The sequence below is a fragment of the Streptomyces sp. NPDC058697 genome (assembly GCF_042715345.1).
GTDB classification, from domain to species: domain Bacteria; phylum Actinomycetota; class Actinomycetes; order Streptomycetales; family Streptomycetaceae; genus Streptomyces; species Streptomyces liliifuscus.
This window is the reverse complement of record NZ_JBHXSU010000005.1, coordinates 69,307-90,138: the sequence shown is the minus strand read 5'-3', so window position 1 is coordinate 90,138 and position 20,832 is coordinate 69,307. Positions and strand designations below refer to the sequence as shown.

At 71.8% G+C, this 20,832-nt stretch carries 17 protein-coding genes; 11 read left to right on the top strand and 6 right to left on the bottom strand.

The features are described 5' to 3' along the window. The first annotated feature begins 3 nt into the window (after positions 1-3). Positions 4-1,629, top strand: coding sequence for an FAD-dependent oxidoreductase (locus tag ACFWXQ_RS14040; RefSeq protein ID WP_383950180.1), 1,626 nt, complete (start codon positions 4-6; stop codon positions 1,627-1,629). Positions 1,630-1,708: 79 nt separating this feature from the next. Here ACFWXQ_RS14040 and mtnK read toward each other — a convergent pair whose 3' ends face one another. The 4 genes from mtnK to ACFWXQ_RS14020 all read right to left on the bottom strand — a co-directional run bounded on the left by mtnK (position 1,709) and on the right by ACFWXQ_RS14020 (position 6,735). Beyond that, positions 1,709-2,872, bottom strand: a complete 1,164-nt coding sequence (gene mtnK / locus ACFWXQ_RS14035; protein WP_383950183.1) for an S-methyl-5-thioribose kinase — start codon at positions 2,870-2,872, stop codon at positions 1,709-1,711. Positions 2,873-2,884: 12 nt separating this feature from the next. Further along, a complete protein-coding gene (locus ACFWXQ_RS14030; protein ID WP_383950186.1) occupies positions 2,885-3,931 on the bottom strand; it encodes an ABC transporter permease in 1,047 nt (348 codons plus the stop codon). A 160-nt stretch (positions 3,932-4,091) separates the two neighbouring features. Next, positions 4,092-5,651, bottom strand: a complete 1,560-nt coding sequence (locus tag ACFWXQ_RS14025) for a sugar ABC transporter ATP-binding protein (protein ID WP_386268227.1) — start codon at positions 5,649-5,651, stop codon at positions 4,092-4,094. Next, positions 5,638-6,735, bottom strand: coding sequence for a substrate-binding domain-containing protein (locus ACFWXQ_RS14020; protein WP_383957303.1), 1,098 nt, complete (start codon positions 6,733-6,735; stop codon positions 5,638-5,640). Before ACFWXQ_RS14020 ends, ACFWXQ_RS14025 begins: the two co-directional genes overlap by 14 nt. A 575-nt stretch (positions 6,736-7,310) precedes the next feature. On the opposite strand from ACFWXQ_RS14020, the gene ACFWXQ_RS14015 reads away from it, so the two are divergent. From ACFWXQ_RS14015 to mtnB, 3 genes are read left to right on the top strand one after another with little or no spacing between them, the layout of a single operon-like run. Continuing rightward, positions 7,311-7,910, top strand: a complete 600-nt coding sequence (locus ACFWXQ_RS14015; RefSeq protein WP_055613339.1) for an acireductone dioxygenase — start codon at positions 7,311-7,313, stop codon at positions 7,908-7,910. Continuing rightward, positions 7,907-8,632, top strand: coding sequence for an acireductone synthase (mtnC, locus tag ACFWXQ_RS14010; RefSeq protein ID WP_383951430.1), 726 nt, complete (start codon positions 7,907-7,909; stop codon positions 8,630-8,632). The genes ACFWXQ_RS14015 and mtnC overlap by 4 nt, the downstream gene beginning before the upstream one ends. After that, a complete protein-coding gene (mtnB, locus tag ACFWXQ_RS14005; RefSeq protein WP_383951427.1) occupies positions 8,629-9,237 on the top strand; it encodes a methylthioribulose 1-phosphate dehydratase in 609 nt (202 codons plus the stop codon). The genes mtnC and mtnB overlap by 4 nt, the downstream gene beginning before the upstream one ends. Before the next feature lie 168 nt (positions 9,238-9,405). Here the strand turns inward: mtnB and mtnA are convergent, their stop codons facing one another. Continuing rightward, positions 9,406-10,437, bottom strand: coding sequence for an S-methyl-5-thioribose-1-phosphate isomerase (gene mtnA, locus ACFWXQ_RS14000; protein WP_383951423.1), 1,032 nt, complete (start codon positions 10,435-10,437; stop codon positions 9,406-9,408). 349 nt (positions 10,438-10,786) lie between these two features. Here mtnA and ACFWXQ_RS13995 point away from each other — a divergent pair, with 349 nt between their 5' ends. The 7 genes from ACFWXQ_RS13995 to ACFWXQ_RS13965 all read left to right on the top strand — a co-directional run bounded on the left by ACFWXQ_RS13995 (position 10,787) and on the right by ACFWXQ_RS13965 (position 18,310). Continuing rightward, positions 10,787-11,842, top strand: coding sequence for a BMP family ABC transporter substrate-binding protein (locus tag ACFWXQ_RS13995; protein WP_383951420.1), 1,056 nt, complete (start codon positions 10,787-10,789; stop codon positions 11,840-11,842). Further along, positions 11,823-13,520: an ABC transporter ATP-binding protein gene (locus tag ACFWXQ_RS13990; protein WP_383951418.1), complete on the top strand. Its 1,698-nt coding sequence runs from the start codon at positions 11,823-11,825 to the stop codon at positions 13,518-13,520. The genes ACFWXQ_RS13995 and ACFWXQ_RS13990 overlap by 20 nt, the downstream gene beginning before the upstream one ends. Before the next feature lies 1 nt (position 13,521). Beyond that, positions 13,522-14,592, top strand: coding sequence for an ABC transporter permease (locus ACFWXQ_RS13985; protein WP_383951415.1), 1,071 nt, complete (start codon positions 13,522-13,524; stop codon positions 14,590-14,592). Further along, positions 14,592-15,461 carry an ABC transporter permease gene (locus ACFWXQ_RS13980; RefSeq protein ID WP_383951412.1) on the top strand — a complete coding sequence of 290 codons (870 nt, stop codon included), beginning with the start codon at positions 14,592-14,594 and terminating at the stop codon, positions 15,459-15,461. The genes ACFWXQ_RS13985 and ACFWXQ_RS13980 overlap by 1 nt, the downstream gene beginning before the upstream one ends. Then, on the top strand, positions 15,458-16,210 hold the full coding sequence (locus tag ACFWXQ_RS13975) for a nucleoside phosphorylase (RefSeq protein WP_383951409.1): 753 nt from the start codon (positions 15,458-15,460) through the stop codon (positions 16,208-16,210). The genes ACFWXQ_RS13980 and ACFWXQ_RS13975 overlap by 4 nt, the downstream gene beginning before the upstream one ends. Beyond that, a complete protein-coding gene (locus tag ACFWXQ_RS13970; protein WP_383951406.1) occupies positions 16,207-17,541 on the top strand; it encodes an amidohydrolase in 1,335 nt (444 codons plus the stop codon). The genes ACFWXQ_RS13975 and ACFWXQ_RS13970 overlap by 4 nt, the downstream gene beginning before the upstream one ends. Before the next feature lie 97 nt (positions 17,542-17,638). Further along, positions 17,639-18,310 (top strand): FadR/GntR family transcriptional regulator, encoded by a 672-nt coding sequence (locus ACFWXQ_RS13965; RefSeq protein WP_055613331.1) that lies wholly within the window; start codon positions 17,639-17,641, stop codon positions 18,308-18,310. Here ACFWXQ_RS13965 and ACFWXQ_RS13960 read toward each other — a convergent pair. Further along, positions 18,216-20,810: an NACHT domain-containing protein gene (locus tag ACFWXQ_RS13960; protein ID WP_383951403.1), complete on the bottom strand. Its 2,595-nt coding sequence runs from the start codon at positions 20,808-20,810 to the stop codon at positions 18,216-18,218. The genes ACFWXQ_RS13965 and ACFWXQ_RS13960 overlap by 95 nt on opposite strands. Between the last annotated feature and the right edge of the window lie 22 nt (positions 20,811-20,832).

The following is a 20,832-nucleotide window of genomic DNA, read 5'->3' as shown; positions in this document are numbered from 1 at the left end:
GCAATGACCACCCTGCAGAGTGTCCCGGCTCTTGGGACGCGCCCGGCCAACGGCTCAGCCGCCTACGGTTTCAAGGCAGTGAGCCGTGCCGAGACCCGGGAGCAGCTGTCCAAGGCGACATACGACCTCCTGGTGATCGGTGGCGGGATTCTGGGCATCTCCACCGCCTGGCATGCCGCACAGTCGGGCCTGCGGGTGGCCCTGGTCGACGCCGGCGACTTCGCCGGCGCGACCTCCTCCGCCTCCTCCAAGCTGCTCCACGGCGGTCTGCGCTATCTGCAGACCGGCGCGGTGAAGCTGGTGGCGGAGAACCACTTCGAGCGCCGTGCGGTCTCCCGTCAGGTGGCCCCCCATCTGGCGAATCCGCTCACGTTCTACCTCCCCGTGTACAAGGGCGGGCCGCACGGCGCGGCGAAGCTGGGCGCGGGTGTCTTCGCGTACTCGGCGCTTTCGGCCTTCGGTGACGGCGTGGGGCATCTGCTCTCGCCGTCGAAGGCCGCGCAGGACGTGCCCGAGCTGCGTACGGACAACCTCAAGGCCGTGGCCGTGTACGGCGACGACCAGATGAACGACTCCCGGATGGCGCTGATGACGGTCCGCGGGGCCGTCGAGTCCGGTGCCACCGTGCTCAACCACGCCGAGGTCACGGGCCTGCGCTTCACGCGGGGACGGGTGACCGGCGCGGAGCTCAGGGACCGGCTCTCCGGCGAGGAGTTCGGCGTGTCGGCCCGTCTCGTGCTGAACGCGACCGGGCCGTGGGTCGACCACCTGCGGAAGATGGAGGACGAGCACGCGGCGCCGTCCATCCGCCTGTCGAAGGGCGCGCACCTGGTCCTCAAGCGCACCTCCCCCTGGAAGGCCGCGCTGGCGACCCCGATCGACAAGTACCGCATCACCTTCGCCCTCCCGTGGGAGGACATGCTGCTGCTCGGCACGACCGACGAGTCGTACGAGGGCGACCCGGCGGACGTGGCGGTCAATGAGAAGGACATATCCCAGATCCTGGACGAGGCCGCGTTCTCCATCCGCGACCAGCAGTTGTCCCGTGACCTGATCACGTACTCCTTCGCGGGTCTGCGCGTGCTGCCGGGCGGTCCGGGCGACACGTCGAAGGCCAAGCGGGAGACGGTCGTCACCGAGGGCCGGGGCGGGATGCTGTCCGTCGCGGGCGGCAAGTGGACGACGTTCCGGCACATCGGCCGTACGGTGATGAAGAAGCTGGAATCGCTGCCGGGCCGTCCGCTCGGCGAGGACTTCGAGCCGATCTCCGAGCTGCCGAAGAAGCTGCCGCTGCCGGGTGTCGCCAACCCGCGCGCGGTCGCCCACCGGCTCCTGGTCGACGGTCCTGCGCCCGGTCCGCGCATGGCGGCCGACACGGCCAGGCACCTCTCCACGCACTACGGTTCGCTGGCCTTCGACATCGCGCGGCTGGCCAACGACAACCCGGAGCTGGCCGAGCGCGTCCACCCGGACGCTCCCGAGATCTGGGCGCAGGTCGTGTACGCGCGTGACAACGAGTGGGCCGAGACGGCGGACGACGTACTGCGCCGCCGTACAACGCTGACGATCCGCGGCCTCGCGACGGACGAGGTACGGGGCAAGGTGCAGGGCCTGCTCGACGAGAAGTAGCCGTACGCCCACCGCACGTCCGAAGGGCGGCTCCCACGGGGGGAGCCGCCCTTCGGCGTGTCCGTCCCGGTCCCGCCGGTCAGCAGGCCAGCGCCTCGACGTCCTCCGTGCTGGTCAACTCGGCCCTGCGCACGATGAGTTCGCGCCCGAGCAGCAGCGCACGGCGTGAGGCAGGCACCGGGTCCGGCAGGGTCGTCAGGTCGGTGAGGTGGGCGAAGCCGATGACGCGGCGGACGATCTCGGTGCCGGCGAAGCCCGCCGAGTCGCTCCGGACGCGGCCCAGGAAGCGGTCGAGATACGCGTCGTCGAAGAAGGTGTCGACGCGGGTCGGCCACAGGCGGCGGAACTCCGTCTCGAACCCCTCCCAGGTGAGCCGGAGTTGGGCCGCGTGGTCGGTGACCGTGCCGAGGGCCCGCGCCCGTGCCTGGGCCACGAGGACGTTCGCCCAGTAGAGGCCGAGGTCATAGCCGATCGGGCCGACGAAGGAGAACTCGGGGTCGAAGACCCGTACGACGGGGGCGTTCTCGCGTTCGCCGACCATGACGCTGCCGGTGTGCAGGTCGCCGTGGAGCAGTGCCTGGGCGGAGGTCATGAAGGTGTGGCGGAGGTCGGCGACCTCGGTGCGCAGCCGGGTGTCGGCGCGGAACTCGGCGGCCAGGTCGTCGAGTCCGGGGTGCCAGTGGTTGTGCTCGTGCTCGACGTACGGCTCGGAGAGGACGACGTCCTCGGTGATCCTGCACAGCTCGGGGCTGACGGACGCCGCGATCAGGGCCTTGCGTTCGGCCGACGGCATGCCGAAGTCGCTGGTGGCGAAGGTGAGTTGGGCGACGAACTCACCGATGCGGCGAGAGGTGTCCGGGCCGTAGGAACCGCCCTCGTTGAGGACCGTGCGCAGCACCTGGAGGTCGGACATGTCCTCCATGACGAGGGCGTAGTTGTCGGCGTCGTAGCCGTGGACCGCCGGGATCTTGTCCGGGGCGACCCTGGCGACCTGCTCGTAGGCGCGGGCCTCGGCGTCGGCGCGCTCGGGGCTCATCGGCCAGGAGGGGCCCGCGACGCGGACCCAGGGCAGGGCCTGCTTGACGGCGAGGCCGCGGGTGCCGTCACCGTTCGAGGCGAGGAACACGCGGTTCATGTTGCCGTCGGAGACCTCGCGGACGCGGATGTCGTCCGTGTCGTCCCAGTGGCCGCGCTCGCGCAGGTAGGCGGGCACGTCCTCGGTCTCCAGAATGCGGTAGCCCATGGGTGAACTCCCTTATGCGGTGCGGCGCTTGGACAGGGTGAAGCTGAAGACCAGGGCGAGGATGAGGACCGCGCCCTCGACGACGTCCTGGGTGTAGTAGGGCAGGCCCTTGATGGTCAGACCGGTGGTGATGATGCCGATCAGGACGGCGCCCAGGGCGGTGCCCCACACGTTCGGGCGGCCGCGGCCGAGCACGGAGGTGCCGACCAGGGCCACCGCCACCGCTTCCAGCAACTGGGACGTACCGGCCGAGACGTCGCCCTGGCCGATGCGGGACGCCAGGATCAGCCCGCCGATCGACGCGAGGACGCCGGACAGCACGTACGCCAGGGCCCGGTACGCGCCGACGCGGATGCCGGCCAGCCGGGAGGCCTCGGGGTTGGCGCCGATCGCGTAGAGGACGCGGCCCCAGCGGGTGCGGGCGAGGAACACCCAGGCGACGACCGTGAGCGCGCCGAAGATCAGCACCGAGACGGGGACGCCCAGGACCGTGCCGCGGTCGATGCGCAGGAAGCCCTCGGTGAACCTGCCGGGCGCCGTGGTGCCGTCGGACTGCGTCATGCCCGGGGTGATGGACTGGCCGTCGACCAGGATGAGTTTGGTGCCCTGGATGACGAACATGGTGCCGAGCGTGGCCAGCATGTCGGGGATCTTCAGGACGACGATCAGCAGGGCGTTGAGCAGTCCGGCCAGCGCGCCCGCCGCGATGACGGCGAGGATCGCGACCACACCGACCTGGTTGTACGTGACCATCGTCTTGGCGGCGACCGTCACACCGAGCCCGGCCACCGCGCCGACGGACATGTCCATTCCGCCGACGGCCATGGTGAGGGTGACGCCGAGGCCGAGGATCGCGGCGACCGAGACGTACCGGAGGGTGTCGAGGAGGGTCGCCGAGTCGCGGAAGGACGGCTCGCTCAGCGCGAAGTACGTGAAGAGCGTGACGGTGACGAAGATGAAGCCGTACTTGATGACGGCGCTCTGGACGCGCAGGCCGGTGGAGGTCGCGGGTGGGACCGCCGCCTTGGTCGGCACCTCGGTGCTCTGGGTGGTGGTCATGGCGTGCTTCCTGGTGTGGTGTGCGGTGTGGCCGGCGTGGGACGGGCAGGCGCCCCGGAAGGGACGCGGGGCGGTGCCGAACTGCGGTTTCGCCGCGGGGCGCGGCCAGCCACAACGACGCCGCGGCCGAAGAACCGCCCGAGCCGCGGAGCGCCCCGCATCAGACGGACGCCGAGATGGACTGGATCACGCGGTCGCGCTCCGCGTCGTCGCCGTACGCGTCGAGGCGGATCTCGCCCGCGGTGAGGACGAGGACCCGGTCGGCGACCTCCAGGACCTCGTCCACGTCGGCGGACAGGACGAGGACCGCGGCTCCTTCGGCGGCCAGGGCGCGGGCCCGGCGGCCGATGTCGCGGCGGGCGCCGATGTCCACGCCCCGGAACGGCTCGTCCAGGATGAGGACGCGGGGGCTCTCCGCCAGCCAGCGGCCGACGACGACCTTCTGCTGGTTGCCGCCGGACAGCTCCTCGACGGTGCTGTGCTCGTCGCGGGCGACGACACCGAGCCGCTCGATGGTGGCGCGGCCGAGCGCGTCCTCTTTGGAGCGGTTCACCAGCCCGGCCGCGGACAGGGGTGCGAGGGACTTGAGGAACGGCAGCGAGATGTTCTGGGCCAGCGACCAGCCGGGGACCAGGGCGTCCGCGTGCCGGTCCTCGGGCACCAGGTGTACGCCGCTGCGGATGGCGTCGGCGGGGCGGCGCGGCGCGTAGGGCCTGCCGTCCAGTTCGAGGGCGCCGGCCGGGAACGGCTCGGCGCCGAAGAGGCCGCGGGCGAGTTCGGTCTTGCCCGCGCCCAACAGGCCGACGACGCCGGTGACTTCGCCCGCCCGGATGTCGAGGTCCTGCGGGGGATGGCCGTCGAACAGCGGCACTCCCCGCAGGGAGAGCGCGATCTCGCCCTGCTCCCCGGCCCGTTGGGGCCGTGCGGCCGTCGCCTCCTGGGCCTGGGCGAGCATCGCGCGCAGGGCGCTGTCCCAGTCGAAGGGCCTGGCCTGGTCCTCGGTGAGAAGACCGTCCCGCAGGACGACCAGCCGGTCGGCGAGCGCGTCGATCTCGCCGAGCCGGTGGGAGACGTACAGGACGGCGATGCCGTCGTCCCGCATCCGTTGGACGAGCGCGAACAGGCGCTTGGCCTCGGCGGCGGAGAGTGCCGAGGTCGGTTCGTCGAGCACCAGCAGCCGGGGGCGGGTCGCCAAGGCGCGCGCCAGGGTCAGCAACTGCCGGTCGGAGATGCCGAGTTCGGTGACATCGCGTCTGAGCACGGTGTCGCTCCAGCCGAGGTCGAGCGCCGACTGGATCTCGCGGGCCCCGGCGAGGAGGCGGCGCCCGTTCAGGAAGGGGTTGCCGCGTGCCTGGGCCAGTTCCTCGAACACGAGGTTCTCGGCGACCGTGAGGCCGGGCACGATGCCCTCGCCGATGCGCTGGTGGACCGTCTGGATGCCCAACTGGCGGGCGGCGAGGGGCGACTGGAGCGCGGCGGGCGAGCCGTTCACCCGGACCTCCCCGCCATGGCCGGTGTGCACCCCGGAAAGGATCTTGATCAGCGTGGACTTGCCGGCGCCGTTCGCACCGAGCAGCGCGACGACACTGCCCGCGGCGATGTCCAGGTCGACGGAGGCGAGCACCGTCTTCCCGCCGAAGGCCATGCTGACGTCCCGCAGACTCACCGCGGGAGCAGGTTCGGGCAGACCCGCCGCGGGAGCCGGCTCAGTGGGCGACATTCGGGATCCAGTCCGCGGTGCTGACCTTGGAGAGGTTGAGCGCGGGCAGGGCCTTCCGCAGCTGGTCCATGTTCTCGATGCCCTTGCTCTTCAGGAAGTCCTGGGTGATGGCGACGGCCGGGAACTCCACCGAGGACTTGTTCAGCTGACCGGCGATCTCCAGAGCGGTCGTACGGACGACTGCGGCACCGACCGCGGACGGGTCCGTGCCCGCCGTGGCCACCCACGGGCTGTCCTTCGCGGTCATGTTCTGGATGTCGGCGTTGGAAACGTCCGCGCCGAAGACCTTCACCTTGTCCTGGAGCTTCTTGTTCTGGACGGCGAGGACGGTGCCCTTGGCGAGTTCGTCGTACGGGGCGAAGACGCCGGCCACGTCCGAGTGCTGGGTGAGCGCGGCGCTGACCAGGGGCACGTTGTCGGTGGCCGTGGAGTCGGTCACCTTGCCGACCTTGAACTCCTGCTTCCAGCCGTTGGCGTCGGCCGTCTTCTTCCAGACGCTGTCGCGCTTGTCGAGGGCGGCGTACCCGGCGACGTTGACGTAACCGACCTTCGCGTCCTTGCCGAGTTCGTCGCCCATCACGTCGAGGACGGCCTGGGCCATTCTGGCGTCGTCCTGCTTGGTGCTGATCACCGACTTGTTCGTCGTCTCGACGTCGTAGACGACGACCTTGACGCCCTTCTTCACGGCCTTGTCGATCTCCGGCTGGATCGTGGCCGGGAAGCCGTGGTCGACGATGATCGCCTGCGCGCCGGAGTTGATGGCCGAGGACAGGTCGGTGGCCTGCTTGGCGTTGTCCGCCTGGGCGTCGTACACGGTCAGGTCGATGCCGAGGGCCTTCGCCTGTGCCTTCGCGCCGTTGCCCCACTGCTCGAAGTAGTCGCCGGCGCCGCTCTGCCGGACCAGGGCGACCTTCACCTTGCCCTTGCTGAAGGGTGCGGGCTTCGTGCCGGTGGCCGCAGCGGCGGGGGCGGCCTTGTCACCCGCGGTCTCGGAGGCGTCCGAGGACTGCGAGCAGCCCGCGAGGAGGAGCGCGGAGGCGGAGGCCAGCGAGAGCGCGGCCAGGGGCAGACGGGCACGGGACATGAGGGGCTCCAGGAGTGGCGCAGAAAGGCGCAGGAAGGGGCAGGAAGGGGAGTAGCGAGGAGGGCGTGCGGAGCCCGGAGCGCCGGGGCATGAATCAGGCCATGGTCGCGCGGGGATGCGCCTCACCGGTTCCCGGGGAACTCGCGGTGGGCACGGGCGCGGTGGGCACTCCAGGTCAGGTCAGCGACAGCGGGCTGTGGTCGACCGGAGCAAGTCCACGTACAGCCGCCGCACGAGCAGCAGCGTCTTCATACGCAGATCATGGGAACGATTCCAGCCAACCGTCAAAGCAGGGGAAGCGGTTTCTCAGGGGTTGAGACAACGACTTCGTCACACTCGGCCGATCACCGGCGTGGAGTTACCATCGGCGAACGACCCGGGACAGCGAGGCTTCCGATGACGACACCATGCGCGACAGCGACACGACGCTGTACCGGCGCGGCGTGTCGCGGCTGACCGCAGCTTCTCCCGCCTTCCGCGCCCCGTGGGCGCCGCCTCTCTCCCCCGGCTCGACACCCGGTCCCGATGCCCGTCTCGGTATCCGGACTCCCCTTTCACTCACTGGAGTTGCTCCCATGACCCTGTTGACGACGTGGCCGGAGTCCGGTCCCGAGACCACCGTGCGTCGTACCTCCGACCCCGCCGAGATCGCCGCCGCGCTCGCCCCGCTCGGGGTGCGCTACGAGCAGTGGCCCGTCCGCGAGGACGTCCCCGCGGACGCGGACAGCGACACCGTCTTCGCCGCGTACGGGCCGGAGATCGACCGGCTGAACGCCGAGGAGGGCTTCACCACCGTCGACGTCCTCGGGCTGCACCCGAGCGACGACCCGGAGTACCCGGTGAAGGCGAAGGCCGCGCGGGAGAAGTTCCTCCAGGAGCACACGCACGATGACGATGACGAGGTGCGGTTCTTCGTCTCGGGCTCCGGGATCTTCTATCTGCACGTGAACGGCGAGGTGCACGCCGTGTTCTGCGAGAAGGGCGACCTGCTGGGCGTGCCGCGCGGGACGACGCACTGGTTCGACATGGGGACGACGCCGGGCTTCACCGCGATCCGGTTCTTCCACGAGGAGGACGGCTGGATCGGCTCCTTCACCGGTTCGACCATCGCCGGGCGCTTCCCCGACTACGACACGATCGCGGCAGGGTACGAGCGGGACCGGGCCGCGGCGTGAGCCTGCGGTTCGAAGTGGACGCCGTGGTGCTCGACATTGAGGGCACCACGAGCGCCACGGGGTTCGTCGTGGACGTGCTGTACCCGTACTCGCGCTCTCGTTTCGGAGCGGTGCTCTCGGAGCGGAGCACCGATCCCGACGTCGTGCGGGCGGTCTCCCAGGTACGGGACCTGCTCGGCGAGCCCGACGCCGACGCCGTACGCGTCGAGAAGGCACTGCACGAGTGGCTCGACGAGGACGTGAAGGCCACCCCGCTGAAGACCCTTCAGGGCCTCATCTGGTCCGAGGGGTTCGCCCGCGGCGATCTGGTCTCCCACTTCTACGACGACGTGGTCCCGGTGCTGCGCCGCTGGCACGGCGACGGCGTACGGCTGTACGTGTACTCGTCCGGGTCCGTGGCCGCGCAGCGCGCGTGGTTCACGAGCAGCCCGGACGGCGATCTGCTGCCGCTCGTCTCGGCCCTGTACGACACCGAGAACGCGGGGCCCAAGCAGGAACCGGACTCCTACCGACGTATCGCCGGGTCGACCGGTGTGGAGGCCGGCCGTCTCCTCTTCCTCTCCGACCGGCCGGGCGAGCTGGACGCGGCCCGTGCGGCCGGCTGGCACTCGGTCGGAATCCGGCGGCCCGGGGAGCCGTACCACGAGCAGGGCGTAGGCGACCACGCGCAGGCGGGGACGTTCGACGAGATCACCATCAGCACTTCCGGGAGCACCACGTGAGCACCGACATCAGCACACTCGACCTGGAGGAGGCGGGGGCCGTCCTCGCCGCCGAGTCCGCCCGCTTCGCCTCCTTCGGCTGGATGCGGGGCACCTCCGGAAACCTGTCCGTGGTGGTCTCCCGCGATCCCCTGCGGCTCGCGGTCACCGCCAGCGGCCACGACAAGGGCGAACTGACGCCCTCGGACGTCGTGCTGGTCGACGGCCAGGGCGCCGCGGTGAACGGCGGCAAGCCGTCCGCCGAGGCCGAACTGCACGCGCGGGTGGCCGCGTTGACCGGCGCCGGTGCCGTGGTGCACGTCCACACGGTGGCGTCCGTGGCGATGGGCCGCCGTCTGCCGGGCGGCATCCCCTTCAAGGACCTGGAGATGCTCAAGGGCATCGGCCAGTCGGCCCACGACGTCGAGGTCACCCTCCCCGTCATCGCCAACAGCCAGGACATGAAGGTCCTCGGCGACCGCCTGGAGACGGCCCGCGACCCACGCATGCCCGCGGTGGTCGTGGCGGGCCACGGTCTTTATGTGTGGGGCGACACGCCTCGGCAGGCGCGCCACCACACGGAGGTTGTGGAGTGGCTGCTTGAACTGGAGCTTTCGGGTCACTGAGGGAGTTCGCCCGTTCGTCGCCTGCGGGTGTGTGAGGGCTGAGCGCGCAGTTCCCCGCGCCCCTGAAAGCTGCGGGGCTGCGCCCCAGCGCTTTCGTCTTTCAGGGGCGCGGGGAACTGCGCGACCGGCCCCCACACACCCGCGGTCGACAAACCGTCCCTACCGCGCCTACTTCAACCGATCCCCCGGCAACTCCCCCGCAGACACCTCCAGCACACCCCGCTCGGTCACCAGCCCCGTCACCAACCGTCCCGGGGTGACATCAAAAGCAGGGTTGTGCCCGCGGGACCCGGCGGGAGCAGTCCGAACCCCGGCCCACTCCAACACCTCACTCTCACCCCGCAGTTCGATGTGAATGTCAGCCCCCGTGGCCGTGGAAAGGTCAACCGTCGTAGTAGGCGCAGCCACCAGAAACGGCACCCCCACGTCGGCGCACGCCAGTGCGACCCCCACCGTGCCCACCTTGTTGGCCGTATCCCCGTTGGCAGCGATCCGATCGGCGCCAACGATCGCCGCGTCCACCGAACCCCGCAGAATCGTGCCCGCGGCAGCCCCGTCCGCCTGGACGAAGTGCGGGATCCCCTCCTGCACCAACTCCCAGGCGGTCAGGCGCGATCCCTGCAACAGGGGCCGCGTCTCATCGGCGTACACGACCTCGAGCCGCCCCCGAGCGTGCAGTTCGCGGATGACCCCGAGCGCGGTGCCCCACCCCGCCGTGGCCAACGCCCCGGTGTTGCAGTGGGTCAGCACCCGCAACGGCCGGTCCACGCCGACCCTCTTGAGCAGCCAGTCCGCCCCGAACGCGCCCATGGCCCGGTTGGCCGCGACATCCTCCCGCTGCACCTCCGCCGCCTCGGCGAGCACCGCGTCGAGCCCGTCGTCGAACCGCGTCAGCACCCGGTCGACGCTCACCATGAGGTTGACCGCGGTGGGCCGCGCCGCACGGATCCGAGCGACGGCCGCGAGTATCTCCTCGCGCGACCACCCCTCGCGCTGCCCCTGGAGCATCGCGAGCGCAACCCCGTACGCCCCCGCGGCACCGATCGCGGGCGCCCCGCGCACCACGAGCCGCTGGATCGCGTCCACCAGGTCGTCCACATCGCGGATCCAGCGGGTCTCGGTCCGGTGCGGGAGCACGGTCTGGTCGATGAGCGCGAGGCTGTTTCCGGTCCAGTCGACAGCGCGCAGTTCCTGGGGCATAGCGGGACACTCCTGATGTTCCGAAGATGCGCGACACCGTACATGACCTCGGAGAACCACAGTTCGAGACAGTCGAGCGGGTGTCCGGAAACCGGTGTTACAGTCCAGCACCCGCAGCCGGAAGGCCTACGCGAAGGAGGACGTGTGCTGCTGACGATGCGCCGCTTCCTCGACTACGGCCGGTGCGCCAGCGACTGCTGTCGGCGCTGACAGCCCGCGACGCCGGACCCCCACCGGGCGTCCACCGTGTTCTCCCCCTCGCTCCACCCTCTGCTCGCAGCCTTCACCTCTGAAGCGTTTCCCGCTTGAGCGCGCGCCGCCGCACGCACCTTCCCGGAAGGGCACTCCCATGCCTCGTAGACCCCGTTCGCTCCATCTCGCCGCCGTCGCGACCGGCACGGTGCTCCTCGCCACCGCGGCCACCGGCTGCAACGCCGCCGCGAAGAACGACGATTCCGCGGCCGCCGCGAGCGGCGGCAAGACCTTCACCCTGGTGACGCCCGACCCGGTCGGGCAGAACGAGTTCCTGAAGCTGGCTGTCGACGGAGTGAAGGCCGCGGCCAAGGCGCACGACGGGACGCAGAAGGTCTACCAGTCCTCCGACACCGCCTCGCAGCAGCAGAACGTGCAGGCGGCGGTCGACGCCGCGCCGGACGTCATCGTGCTGGTCGGCTTCGAGTTCGCCGACGTGGTCGCGCAGCAGGCCGAGGCGCACCCCGAGCAGCAGTTCCTGGTCATCGACGCGTGCACGACGAAGACGTTCAAGAACGTCAGTTGCGCCGTCTTCCGTGAGCACGAGGGCGTCTATCTGGCGGGCGCCGAGGCCGGGCTGCTCAGCAAGAGCGGCAAGGTCGGCGCGGTCGACGTCCTCGACACCCCGCAGTTCCGGCGCTACAGCGACCCGTTCGCGGCCGGCGCCAAGGAGGTCGCCGCGAAGACGTCCGCGAGCACCCGGTTCGTCGGCGGCCAGTCGCCCTTCGACGACTCGGCGCGCGCCAAGGAGCAGGCCAACTCGCTGCTAGCCAAGGGCGCCGACCAGATCATGGCGGCGGCCGCGGCCGGCAACTACGGCGTCTTCGAGGCGGCCAAGGCGAAGGGCGCGTACACGTACGGCGTGGACGTCAACCAGTGCACGGCCGCGCCCGGCACGGTCGTCGACAACGTGATCAAGAAGACGGACGTCGCCGTGCGGGAGGGCGTCGAGCAGGTCCTCGCCGGCAAGGGCGGCAAGACGATCTCGTACGGCCTCAAGGAGGGCGGCATCAGCCTCACGGGCCTGGAGGACGGCGTGGAGTCCTCCAAGTGCGTGATCGCCGAGCACGAGGACGTACTGAAGAAGGTCGAGGCACTGCGCGACCGGATCGTGTCCGGAGAGCTGACGGTCGATGACCCGGCGACCAAGTGACGGACCGGCCGCGGGCATCGACACCTCCGGTGACTCGCCCGCGGCCGACGCTCCCGCAGTTGGCGCACCGGCGGTCGTCGAGTTGCGCGGCATCACCAAGCGCTTCCCCGGCACCCTCGCCAACGACTCGGTCGATCTGACGGTCCGGCGCGGTGAGATCCACGCGCTGATGGGCGAGAACGGCGCGGGCAAGTCCACGCTGATGTCCGTCCTGTACGGGATGGAGCGGCCGGACGCGGGGTCGATACGGATCGAGGGGCGCGAGGTGTCCTTCGGGAGCCCGGGCGCCGCGATGGCCGCCGGGCTCGGCATGGTCCACCAGAGCTTCAAGCTGTTCGACTCGCTGACGGTCGCCGAGAACGTCGTCTACCGGGCCGAGCCGCGCCGCTTCGGCCTGCTGGACCGGGCAGCCGCGCGGCGCCGGGTGCGTGAACTCGCCGAGGAGCACGGCCTCGCCGTCGATCCGGACGCCCGGGTCGGCGACCTGCCGGTCGGACTGCGGCAGCGGGTGGAGATCCTGAAGCTGCTGCACCGCGGCGCCCGTACGCTCATCCTCGACGAGCCGACGGCCGTGCTCACGCCCGCCGAGGCCGACGCCCTGTTCGCGGTCCTCCGGTCGCTGACCGCGCAAGGCCGCACGGTGATCCTTGTCACGCACAAACTGCGTGAGGTGCTCGAAGGCAGCGACAACGTCACGGTCCTGCGGGACGGAAGGGTGGTCGCACGGCTGCGCACCGCCGACACGACCGCCGCCGAGATCGCGACCGCGATGACCGGCCGCGCGGTCGACCTGGACCGGGTCCACCCGCAGGGCAGCCCCGGCCAGATCGTGCTGGACGTCGAGGAGCTGAGCACGGCGGGTGTGCGAGATGTCCAACTGGCCGTCCGTGCCGGGGAGATCGTCGGCATCGCGGGGGTCGCGGGCAACGGCCAGAGCGAACTCGTCGAGGCGCTCGCCGGGCTGCGGCCGGTCACCACCGGGCGGGTCGGTCTTCGGGGCGAGGACATCACGCACGCCTCGGCGACCGAGCGGCGCGCGAAAGGCCTCGCGTACGTGCCGGAGGACCGCCACGCGGTGGGCACCGCGCCCGCGGCGACCGTCGCGGACAACCTCGCGATGGGCCACCACCGCACCACGCTCTCCTCACCGCGCGGACTGCTGCCGCCCTCGGCGGTACGTGCCCACGCGCGCGCACTCGTCGAACGCTTCGGCATCAAGGCGTCCACGCCCGACGTGCCGGCCTCCGCACTGTCCGGCGGCAACCTCCAGAAGCTGCTGATCGGCCGCGAACTCGCCCACGGGGCACCGCTGTTGCTGGTGGAACAGCCCACCCGTGGCGTGGACATCGGCGCGATCCAGGCCATCCACGACGAGCTCGTCGCCTATCGCGACGCGGGCCACGCCGTCCTCCTCGTCTCCGCCGAACTCAGCGAGATCCGCGGCCTCGCCGACCGGGTCCTGGTGATGTACGAGGGCCGGGTGACGGCTTCGTACGCCAAGTCGGACGCGGACGAGGCGACGCTGGGCCTGGCGATGGCGGGCGGCACCGCCGAGCCCGAGCCCGAGGCCGAGCCCGTACTCGCGACCCCAACCGCAGCCGCCGCAGCAGCAGACGCCGTCGCGACACCGGCCCCGACGGCCGCCGCGCCCAACACCCCCGCGCCGGACGGAGACTGACATGGCCCGCCCATCGACGGACCGCATCACGGGGGCCCTCCGCTCCCCCGTCACCTTCTCCGTGCTCGCCGGGCTCGTCATCGGCGCGCTGTTCCTGGTCGGCACGGGGGCCGATCCGCTCGCCGCGTACGGGGCCGTCGTCACCGGCTCGCTCGGGGCCGACGGGATCGGCGCGACGCTCGGTACCGGGACCAGCGTGCTGGGGATGGCGCTCGCGCTGGCGATTCCGCTGCGCGCCGGGCTCATCAACCTCGGCGGGGACGGGCAGATGGTGCTCGGCGGCATCGCGGCCGCCGTCACGGGGCTGTACTCGCCGCTGCCCGCACCGCTCACTGTCGTGCTCGCGCTCCTCGCCGGGATCACGGCGGGTGCCGCGTACGCCGCGCTGGCCGCGCTCTGCGAGAACCGGTTCGGGGTGCCACTGCTGGTGAGCAGCCTGCTGCTCAGCTATCCGGCGACCTCGTTCGCCTCCTATCTGGTGCGGTATCCGCTCAAGGAGCCCGGATCGAGCCTGCCCCAGACGCGGCGGCTCCCGGACGGTGTGGCGCTGCCCGCCTTCGGCACGTCGACCGTGACGTTCGGGCTGGTTCTCGTCGTGCTCGCGGCGGCCGCGTACTGGTTCGCCGACCGGCGCACGGCCATCGGCTACGAGATCCGCATGACCGGCCTCAATCCCCGCTTCGCCGCGTACGCGGGCGTGGAACGCAAGGGGCTCACGCTCCGGTTGATGGCCGCCTCCGGCGCGCTCGCCGGACTGGTCGGCGCGATCGGCGTACTGAGCTTCCCGTACCGCTTCCTCGACGGTTCGCTGACCGCGCCCGGCTACACCTGGACGGGGCTGACCGCGGCGCTGCTCGCGGCGGCGGCACCGCTGGGCACCGTGCTGGCGTCGTTCTTCTTCGCCGTGCTGCAGGTCGGCGGGCTCTCCATGGAGCGCACCACGGAGGTGCCGCGCGAGCTGACGCAGGTGTTGCAGGCCATCGTCATCGTGTTCCTGGCGGCGCGGCTGAGCTTCCCGCGCAGGCGACGGAAGACGGTCCAGGAGCCCATCGCCCAGGGGGAGTTCGCCTGATGTTCTTCGACTCCGATCTCCTCATGTCGGCGCTGCGCGCGCTGACCCCGATCCTGCTCGCCGCGCTCGGCGGTGCCGTGTGCGAGCGTGCGGGCGTCTTCAACATCGGCCTGGAAGGCATGATGCTGATGGGCTGCTTCACGGCCGTGGCCACCAGCTGGTTCACCGGCAGCCCGTGGCTCGGCGTCCTGGCGGCGGCGCTCGCCGCCGCCGCGTACTCGCTGATCCTGGCCGTCGGCGCGGTCACGCTGCGCGGCGACGCGGTGGTGCTCGGCGTCGCGATGAACCTCCTGGCGGTGGGACTGACCAGCTTCCTGCTGCGTACGATCTTCGGTGTGCAGGGCACTTTTGACGATCCGTCACTCGCCGGGCTCCCGTTGGTCGGTGGCTTCTCGCCGCTCGCATATCTGGCGTGGGCGGCGGTCGCCGTGGCCGCGCTGATGCTGTCCCGGCATGTGTGGGGGCTGCGGCTGCGCGGGGTCGGCGAGGCGCCGGAGGCCGCGGCCACGCTGGGGGTGAGCCCGGCCCGGTACAAGTACGCGGCCGTGCTCGTGTCCGGTGTGCTGTGCGGGCTCGCCGGGGCCCAACTGGCCCTGGGGAACGTCACGTTGTTCTCCGAGAACATGACGGCGGGCCGGGGCTGGATCGCCGTCGTCGCGGTCATGCTCGGGCGTGCCCTGCCCTTCGGTGTCCTGCTCGCCGCCCTGCTCTTCGGTGTCGCCGAGGCCGCGGGCTTCCGGCTGCAGGGCCTCGGCCTGCCCCAGCAGGCGACCGACGCCGCGCCGTACGTGGTCACGCTCGGCGCCCTCTTCCTCAGCACGGCGCAGCGCCGCCGCCGCACCGGCCGTACGACTGGAGTCGTCTCATGACGCAGGACCTGCTGCCCATCACCCGGATACCCCGAACCGGGCTGCCCCCGCACGCCGTCGTGGTGGGCGACCCGGCGCGTGCCGCGGCCGTCGCCGCGCTGCTCGAAGGTGCGGAGGAGGTGTCGTACCACCGCGAATACCGTGTGTTCAGCGGGAGTTGGAAGGGCCTGCCGGTCGTCGTCGCCTCGCACGGCGTCGGCGGACCCGGGGCGATCCTGCTCTTCCAGGAGCTGGCCGACGCGGGGGTGCGCACGATCCTGCGGTTCGGCACGGCGGGTGCGATGCGGCCCGGGATCCGGGACGGCGACCTGGTGATAGCGGAGGCGGCCGTGCGCGACGACGGGGTGACCCAGCAGCTGCTGCCGCCCGAGTATCCGGCGGTGGCCGCGCCCGAGGCGGTGCTCGCGCTCCAGCGGGCGGCGCGCGAGCAGGGCGCCCCGCACCACCGGGGCTTCGTGTGGACGCGGGCCGCCTTCCAGCCGGGGCTGATACCGCTGCCCTCGTACGACGGGGCGGGACTCGCCGCCATCGAGATGGAACTGTCGGCACTGCTCGTCACGGCCTCGCTGCGCGGGCTGACCGCGGGCGGTGTCCTCGTGATCGACGGCGCGAACGCCGACGAGCTCGTCGACGAGAAGGCCACGGGTGGCTACAACCCGCACCGCGAGGTGGTCGCCGCGGGCGTCGAGCGCGGCAGCGTGGTCTCCCTCGAAGCCCTGCGACTGCTTGCGGAAGGGGAAGCGCTGTGAGCATTCCCACCCAACGGACCGCCCCCGCCGACCTGTTGGTGCACGGCGGCGACATCCTCACCGTCGACGCGGCCGGCACGGTCGTCCCCGCCGGAGCCGTGGCCGTCCGCGACGGCGAGATCCTCGCGGTCGGACCGGCCGCGGACCTGCGGGCCCGCTACACGGCCGCCGCCGAGCTCGACGCGACCGGCTGTCTGGTGCTCCCCGGTCTGGTCAACGCGCACACCCATCTGGCGATGACGCTGCTGCGCGGCCGCGCCGACGACGTGACACTGCAGGGCTTCCTGGAGCGGGTGATCCGCTGGGAGAGCGAGCTGCTGTCGGCGGAGAACGTCGCGGCGGCGATCCGGGTCGCGATCGCCGAGAGCGTGCGAGGCGGGGTGACATCGGCGCTCGACATGTACTGGTTCCACGAGGCGGCCGAGCGGGTCGCGCACGAGGCGGGCTGGCGACTGCACACGGGGCCGACCTTCATGGACGTACCGACCCCGCCCGACGGCATGGCGTACGGGGACCGGATGGAGTGGGCGCGCCGGGACCTGGCCGGCCGCGCCCGGCGCCCCGGCACACGTCCCGTGCTCTTCGCGCACTCCGCCTACACCCTCTCCCCCGCCCAGCTGACCGAAATCGCCGCGCTGGCAAGGGAGTTCGGCGCGCTGCTGCACATCCACGCGGCGGAGAACGCCGCCGAGGTGGCGACCGTCGAGGAGCGTTACGGCAAGCGCCCGGTGGAGTTGCTCGACTCGCTCGGGCTGCTCGGCCCGGATCTGCTGCTGGCCCACGCCGTGGACCTGACCGGCCCCGAGATCGCGGCGCTCGCCCGGACCGGCACCTCGGTCGCCCACTGCCCGGTGTCCAACCTCAAGCTGGGCTGCGGCATCGCCCCGGTGCCGCGGCTGCTGGACGCGGGCGTGACCGTCGGTCTCGGCACGGACGGCGCGGTCAGCTCCAACACGCTGGACGTCCTGCGGGCGCTGGGCACGGCCGCCCTGGTGCACAAGGCGGTCGGCGACCCGACGGCGGTCGGCGCCGAGCAGGCCGTGCGGATGGCCACCATCGAGGGTGCCCGCGCGCTGGGCCTCGACGCCCACCTGGGTTCGCTGGAGACGGGCAAGCGGGCCGACCTGATCGTCCTGGACCTGGGCGGTCCGCATCTGGCGCCCCGCCACGATCCGTGGTCGACCCTCGCGTACTCGGCGCGGGCCTCGGACGTACGGGACACGGTCGTCGACGGACGGATCCTGATGCGTGACCGGGGGCTCACGACGCTCGACGAGGCCGCCGCGCTTGCGGACCTGGCGGCCCTCGTGTCACCGTCCGACCTTGTGTGATCGTGATCGTCACAGCCGGGCTCCCCGGGGCGACGGAAGCCGCATAATGAGACATCGGATGTCTGAGCGACATATCTGATCGACAGGGAGGCCCGCCATGGCAGTCACCGATGAGGCGATCGAGAAAATCAAGGGAATGATCGTCTCCGGCGCACTGCGCCCCGGCGACCGCCTTCCCAAGGAGAGCGAGCTCGCCGCCGATCTCGGTCTGTCCCGCAACTCCCTGCGGGAGGCGGTGCGGGCGCTCTCCCTGATCCGCATCCTGGACGTACGGCAGGGCGACGGCACGTACGTCACGAGCCTGGACCCGCAGCTGCTCCTCGAAGCGCTGAGTTTCGTCGTGGACTTCCACCGCGACGACACGGTCCTGGAGTTCCTCGCGGTACGCCGCATCCTGGAGCCGGCCGCGACGGCGATGGCGGCGCTGCGGATCAGCGAGCAGCAACTGGACGCGCTCGGCGCCCAGTTGAACGCGCTGGGCGCCGCGCCCTCGGTGGAGGAGCTCGTCGCCTGCGACCTGGAGTTCCACCGGGGCATCGTCCAGTCCTCCGGCAACTCGGTGCTCTGCTCCCTCCTCGACGGCCTGTCCGGTCCCACGACCCGCGCCCGTATCTGGCGCGGCCTGACCCAGGAGGACGCGGTCAGCCGCACCCTCCACGAGCACCGCGCCATCCTCAGCGCGCTCCGCGACCGCGACGCGGAGGCCGCCCGCTCCTGGGCGACCGTGCACATCGCGAGCGTGGAACAGTGGCTGCGCTCGACGCTGTGACCGGCGGTGTCGTCCGCGTCTGGACCGGCGTCGTGAACTCCCCCTCCGGGCCCGCCAGATGGTGCTGCAGCTCGATGTGGCGGAACTGGTAGACCGCGCCGACCCTGCGCAGTACGCCATGGTGTTCGTGCGCGTCGGCGAGGAAGCCCATGAGGTCGAAGGGCAGCTTCGCGCGCAGGGCCAGATGGCAGCGGGCCACGGCGTAGTGGCTCCAGGCCGCCTGGCGGATGCCGAGGGCCAGGCCCGTGAGCAGGGCGGGGACCAGCCCGGCGACGTAGATCCACAGGCCGGGGCCGGTCGCGCCCGCTCCCCACACCCGGGGTGAGCCCCAGAGCTTCGCGCACCAGCCCTGCGTGCCGATCACCACGGCGCCGAGCACCGCCGCGGTGAACACGCAGGTGCCGAGCGTGCGCCGGTCGTTGCCGAGGAGGGTCCGGCCGTCGACGGAGGTGCCGAGGTCGACGGGCACCGTCCGCAGGCCCTGCACGAGGATGCAGGACACCGCGTACACCACGGCGACCTGTTCGGCGGCCCAGAACGCCTCCACGGGCTCGGCCGGTTCGAGGTACTCACGGCTCGATCCTCCCGAGAGCACGTCCGCGAGCAGGCCCTCCAGCAGGACGCCGCTCGCGATCAGCATGCCGCCCAGCAGCCCGGTGAGGATGCCCCGCGGGCTCCAGTGCCAGCGGATCCGGGTGACGGGCGAGGCGGGATCCGCTCGGGCGCCGTACGCGCCGACGGCGCCCGCGACCACTCCGTAGAGGAGTGCGCTGACCGTTCCGCAGGCGTTGCCGAACGCGAGTACGTAGAGGACCGCCGCCGCGACTCCGGTCAGGAGTGCCCGCCGGTCCCAGTGGGACGGTCGGCGCAGGTACGGCCGGCTGCCGAAGGCGAACCCGGAAATGATCACTCCGACGAGTGTGAGCGCGGCACCGTCGGCCAGGCGGTTGAGCACCAGCCCGGCGGAGATGTCGGGTGCCGCGGCCGCCGCGCACAGCAGGGTGATCACGACGGTCGCCGCGAGGCCGCACATCAGGCCTCCGCAGAGGCCCGCGGCCACCGCGCCGAGCCCGCCGCGCTCCTCCCAGTGGGACGGGAACACGGGGTTCGGTGCGGATTGATGGGTCAGTTCCATGGCCGCGCCCTCGACCAGCCAGGCGAGGCCGCCCAGCAGCACCCCGACCAGGACCGGCGGAAACGCGCTGGGCACGGCGTGATGGAGCTTCCACCAGGCGACCTCCGCCGCCCCGTCGAGCCCGCGCTCCATGTGGCGGGCCAGATACCGCAGCGCGGTGCGCGCCTGTCCGGCCGTCCACCGGCAGGGACGGCGCGGGTGGGGCCGGTACGCCGCCCCGACAAACGCCTCGAAGAGATGGTGCTCCACCGCGGCCGGTGTGGGACACTCCGCCAGCTCGGCGGGGTCCGGCAGTTCCTCGTGCCCCTCCGCCGGACGCGGGTTGTAGACGGACCGGGCCAGCGACACCATCAGCGGGCGGGTCAGCGCCACCGCCACCGGCGCGTCCGTACCCAGCACCTCGACGACCGGCCTCCAGCGCGCGGCGGCCGGGGTGTCCGAGCCGCCCGCGTCACGGAGCAGATAGGCCTCGACATCCGCTCCGCCGAGGGGTTCGAGCCGGATGCCGGCCATCCCGGCGAGTCTCGCGGGCACCCCGGTCCTCGGCCGGAGCGCCGCACGGTACTCGTCGGGGCGGCTCGACAGCACCATTCCGCACCCGTACGGGAGGGCTTCGTTGACGGCGTGCAGGGCGGTGGCGCCCACGGTGGCGGGCAGCTCGTCGAACCCGTCGAGGACCGGCAGCACCAGCCGCTGGTCCAGCAGCATTCCGGCGCGGGTGAGGGGCCCGTACTCCTCGGGCGCGGCCGCTCCCAGTTCCGGATGGTCCTGCACGAGTTTCCGCTCCATCCAGCTCCGCAGGTCCTGGGCGGCGGGCTCCCAGGAGGCGAGCGGGAAGAGGACGGGCACCGGTTCGCCCGGCTGCCGCCGCTCGATCAGCGAGAGCAGAAGCCGTACGAGCAGCAGTGTCTTGCCCGCCCCGGGGGCACCGAGCACCAGCAGCCGGCGGGTCGGGACCCGTTCGGTGAAGACGTCGCCGAGTTCCCCGTCACGGCCGTCGAGCCGGCCGGGCTCCGTCGCCTCCGCGAGGTCGGGATCGGCGGCCCGCCAGGCGACGGGCAGCGGGTACGGATCCTCCAGGCGCCGCACCTGCGCCTCGGCCTCCCACTGGCGTCGTACGGCGGTGGCGAGCCGGTCGGCGACGGTGCCCGGCTCCTGTGTTCCGGCCGCCTCGGTCCGGTCGGCCCGGTAGGTGCTCCAGGCGAGGTAGGCAGCGGCGCCGGTCGGCAGCAGCGCGGCCGGCACCGACGCCGGGTCGTCCAGATGCGGGGCGACCAGCAGCGCTCCCACGGCTCCGAAGGCCAGCAGGGCCAGATACACCGCCCCGGCTCGCCGGACACGCGCCCTGGGGGCAACTCGGCTCACCCGGCGAAGAGTTCCGTACGAA

Bases quoted from the DNA above. Each gene is read 5' to 3' on its own strand.
- ACFWXQ_RS13995 (WP_383951420.1), top strand. From the start codon at position 10,787: ATGCCTCGTAGACCCCGTTCGCTCCATCTCGCCGCCGTCGCGACCGGC.
- mtnA (WP_383951423.1), bottom strand. From the start codon at position 10,437: ATGCCCCAGGAACTGCGCGCTGTCGACTGGACCGGAAACAGCCTCGCG.
- ACFWXQ_RS14040 (WP_383950180.1), top strand. From the start codon at position 4: ATGACCACCCTGCAGAGTGTCCCGGCTCTTGGGACGCGCCCGGCCAAC.
- mtnK (WP_383950183.1), bottom strand. From the start codon at position 2,872: ATGGGCTACCGCATTCTGGAGACCGAGGACGTGCCCGCCTACCTGCGC.
- ACFWXQ_RS13985 (WP_383951415.1), top strand. From the start codon at position 13,522: ATGGCCCGCCCATCGACGGACCGCATCACGGGGGCCCTCCGCTCCCCC.
- ACFWXQ_RS14020 (WP_383957303.1), bottom strand. From the start codon at position 6,735: ATGTCCCGTGCCCGTCTGCCCCTGGCCGCGCTCTCGCTGGCCTCCGCC.
- ACFWXQ_RS14025 (WP_386268227.1), bottom strand. From the start codon at position 5,651: ATGTCGCCCACTGAGCCGGCTCCCGCGGCGGGTCTGCCCGAACCTGCT.
- ACFWXQ_RS13975 (WP_383951409.1), top strand. From the start codon at position 15,458: ATGACGCAGGACCTGCTGCCCATCACCCGGATACCCCGAACCGGGCTG.
- ACFWXQ_RS14015 (WP_055613339.1), top strand. From the start codon at position 7,311: ATGACCCTGTTGACGACGTGGCCGGAGTCCGGTCCCGAGACCACCGTG.
- ACFWXQ_RS13980 (WP_383951412.1), top strand. From the start codon at position 14,592: ATGTTCTTCGACTCCGATCTCCTCATGTCGGCGCTGCGCGCGCTGACC.
- ACFWXQ_RS14030 (WP_383950186.1), bottom strand. From the start codon at position 3,931: ATGACCACCACCCAGAGCACCGAGGTGCCGACCAAGGCGGCGGTCCCA.
- ACFWXQ_RS13990 (WP_383951418.1), top strand. From the start codon at position 11,823: ATGACCCGGCGACCAAGTGACGGACCGGCCGCGGGCATCGACACCTCC.
- ACFWXQ_RS13965 (WP_055613331.1), top strand. From the start codon at position 17,639: ATGGCAGTCACCGATGAGGCGATCGAGAAAATCAAGGGAATGATCGTC.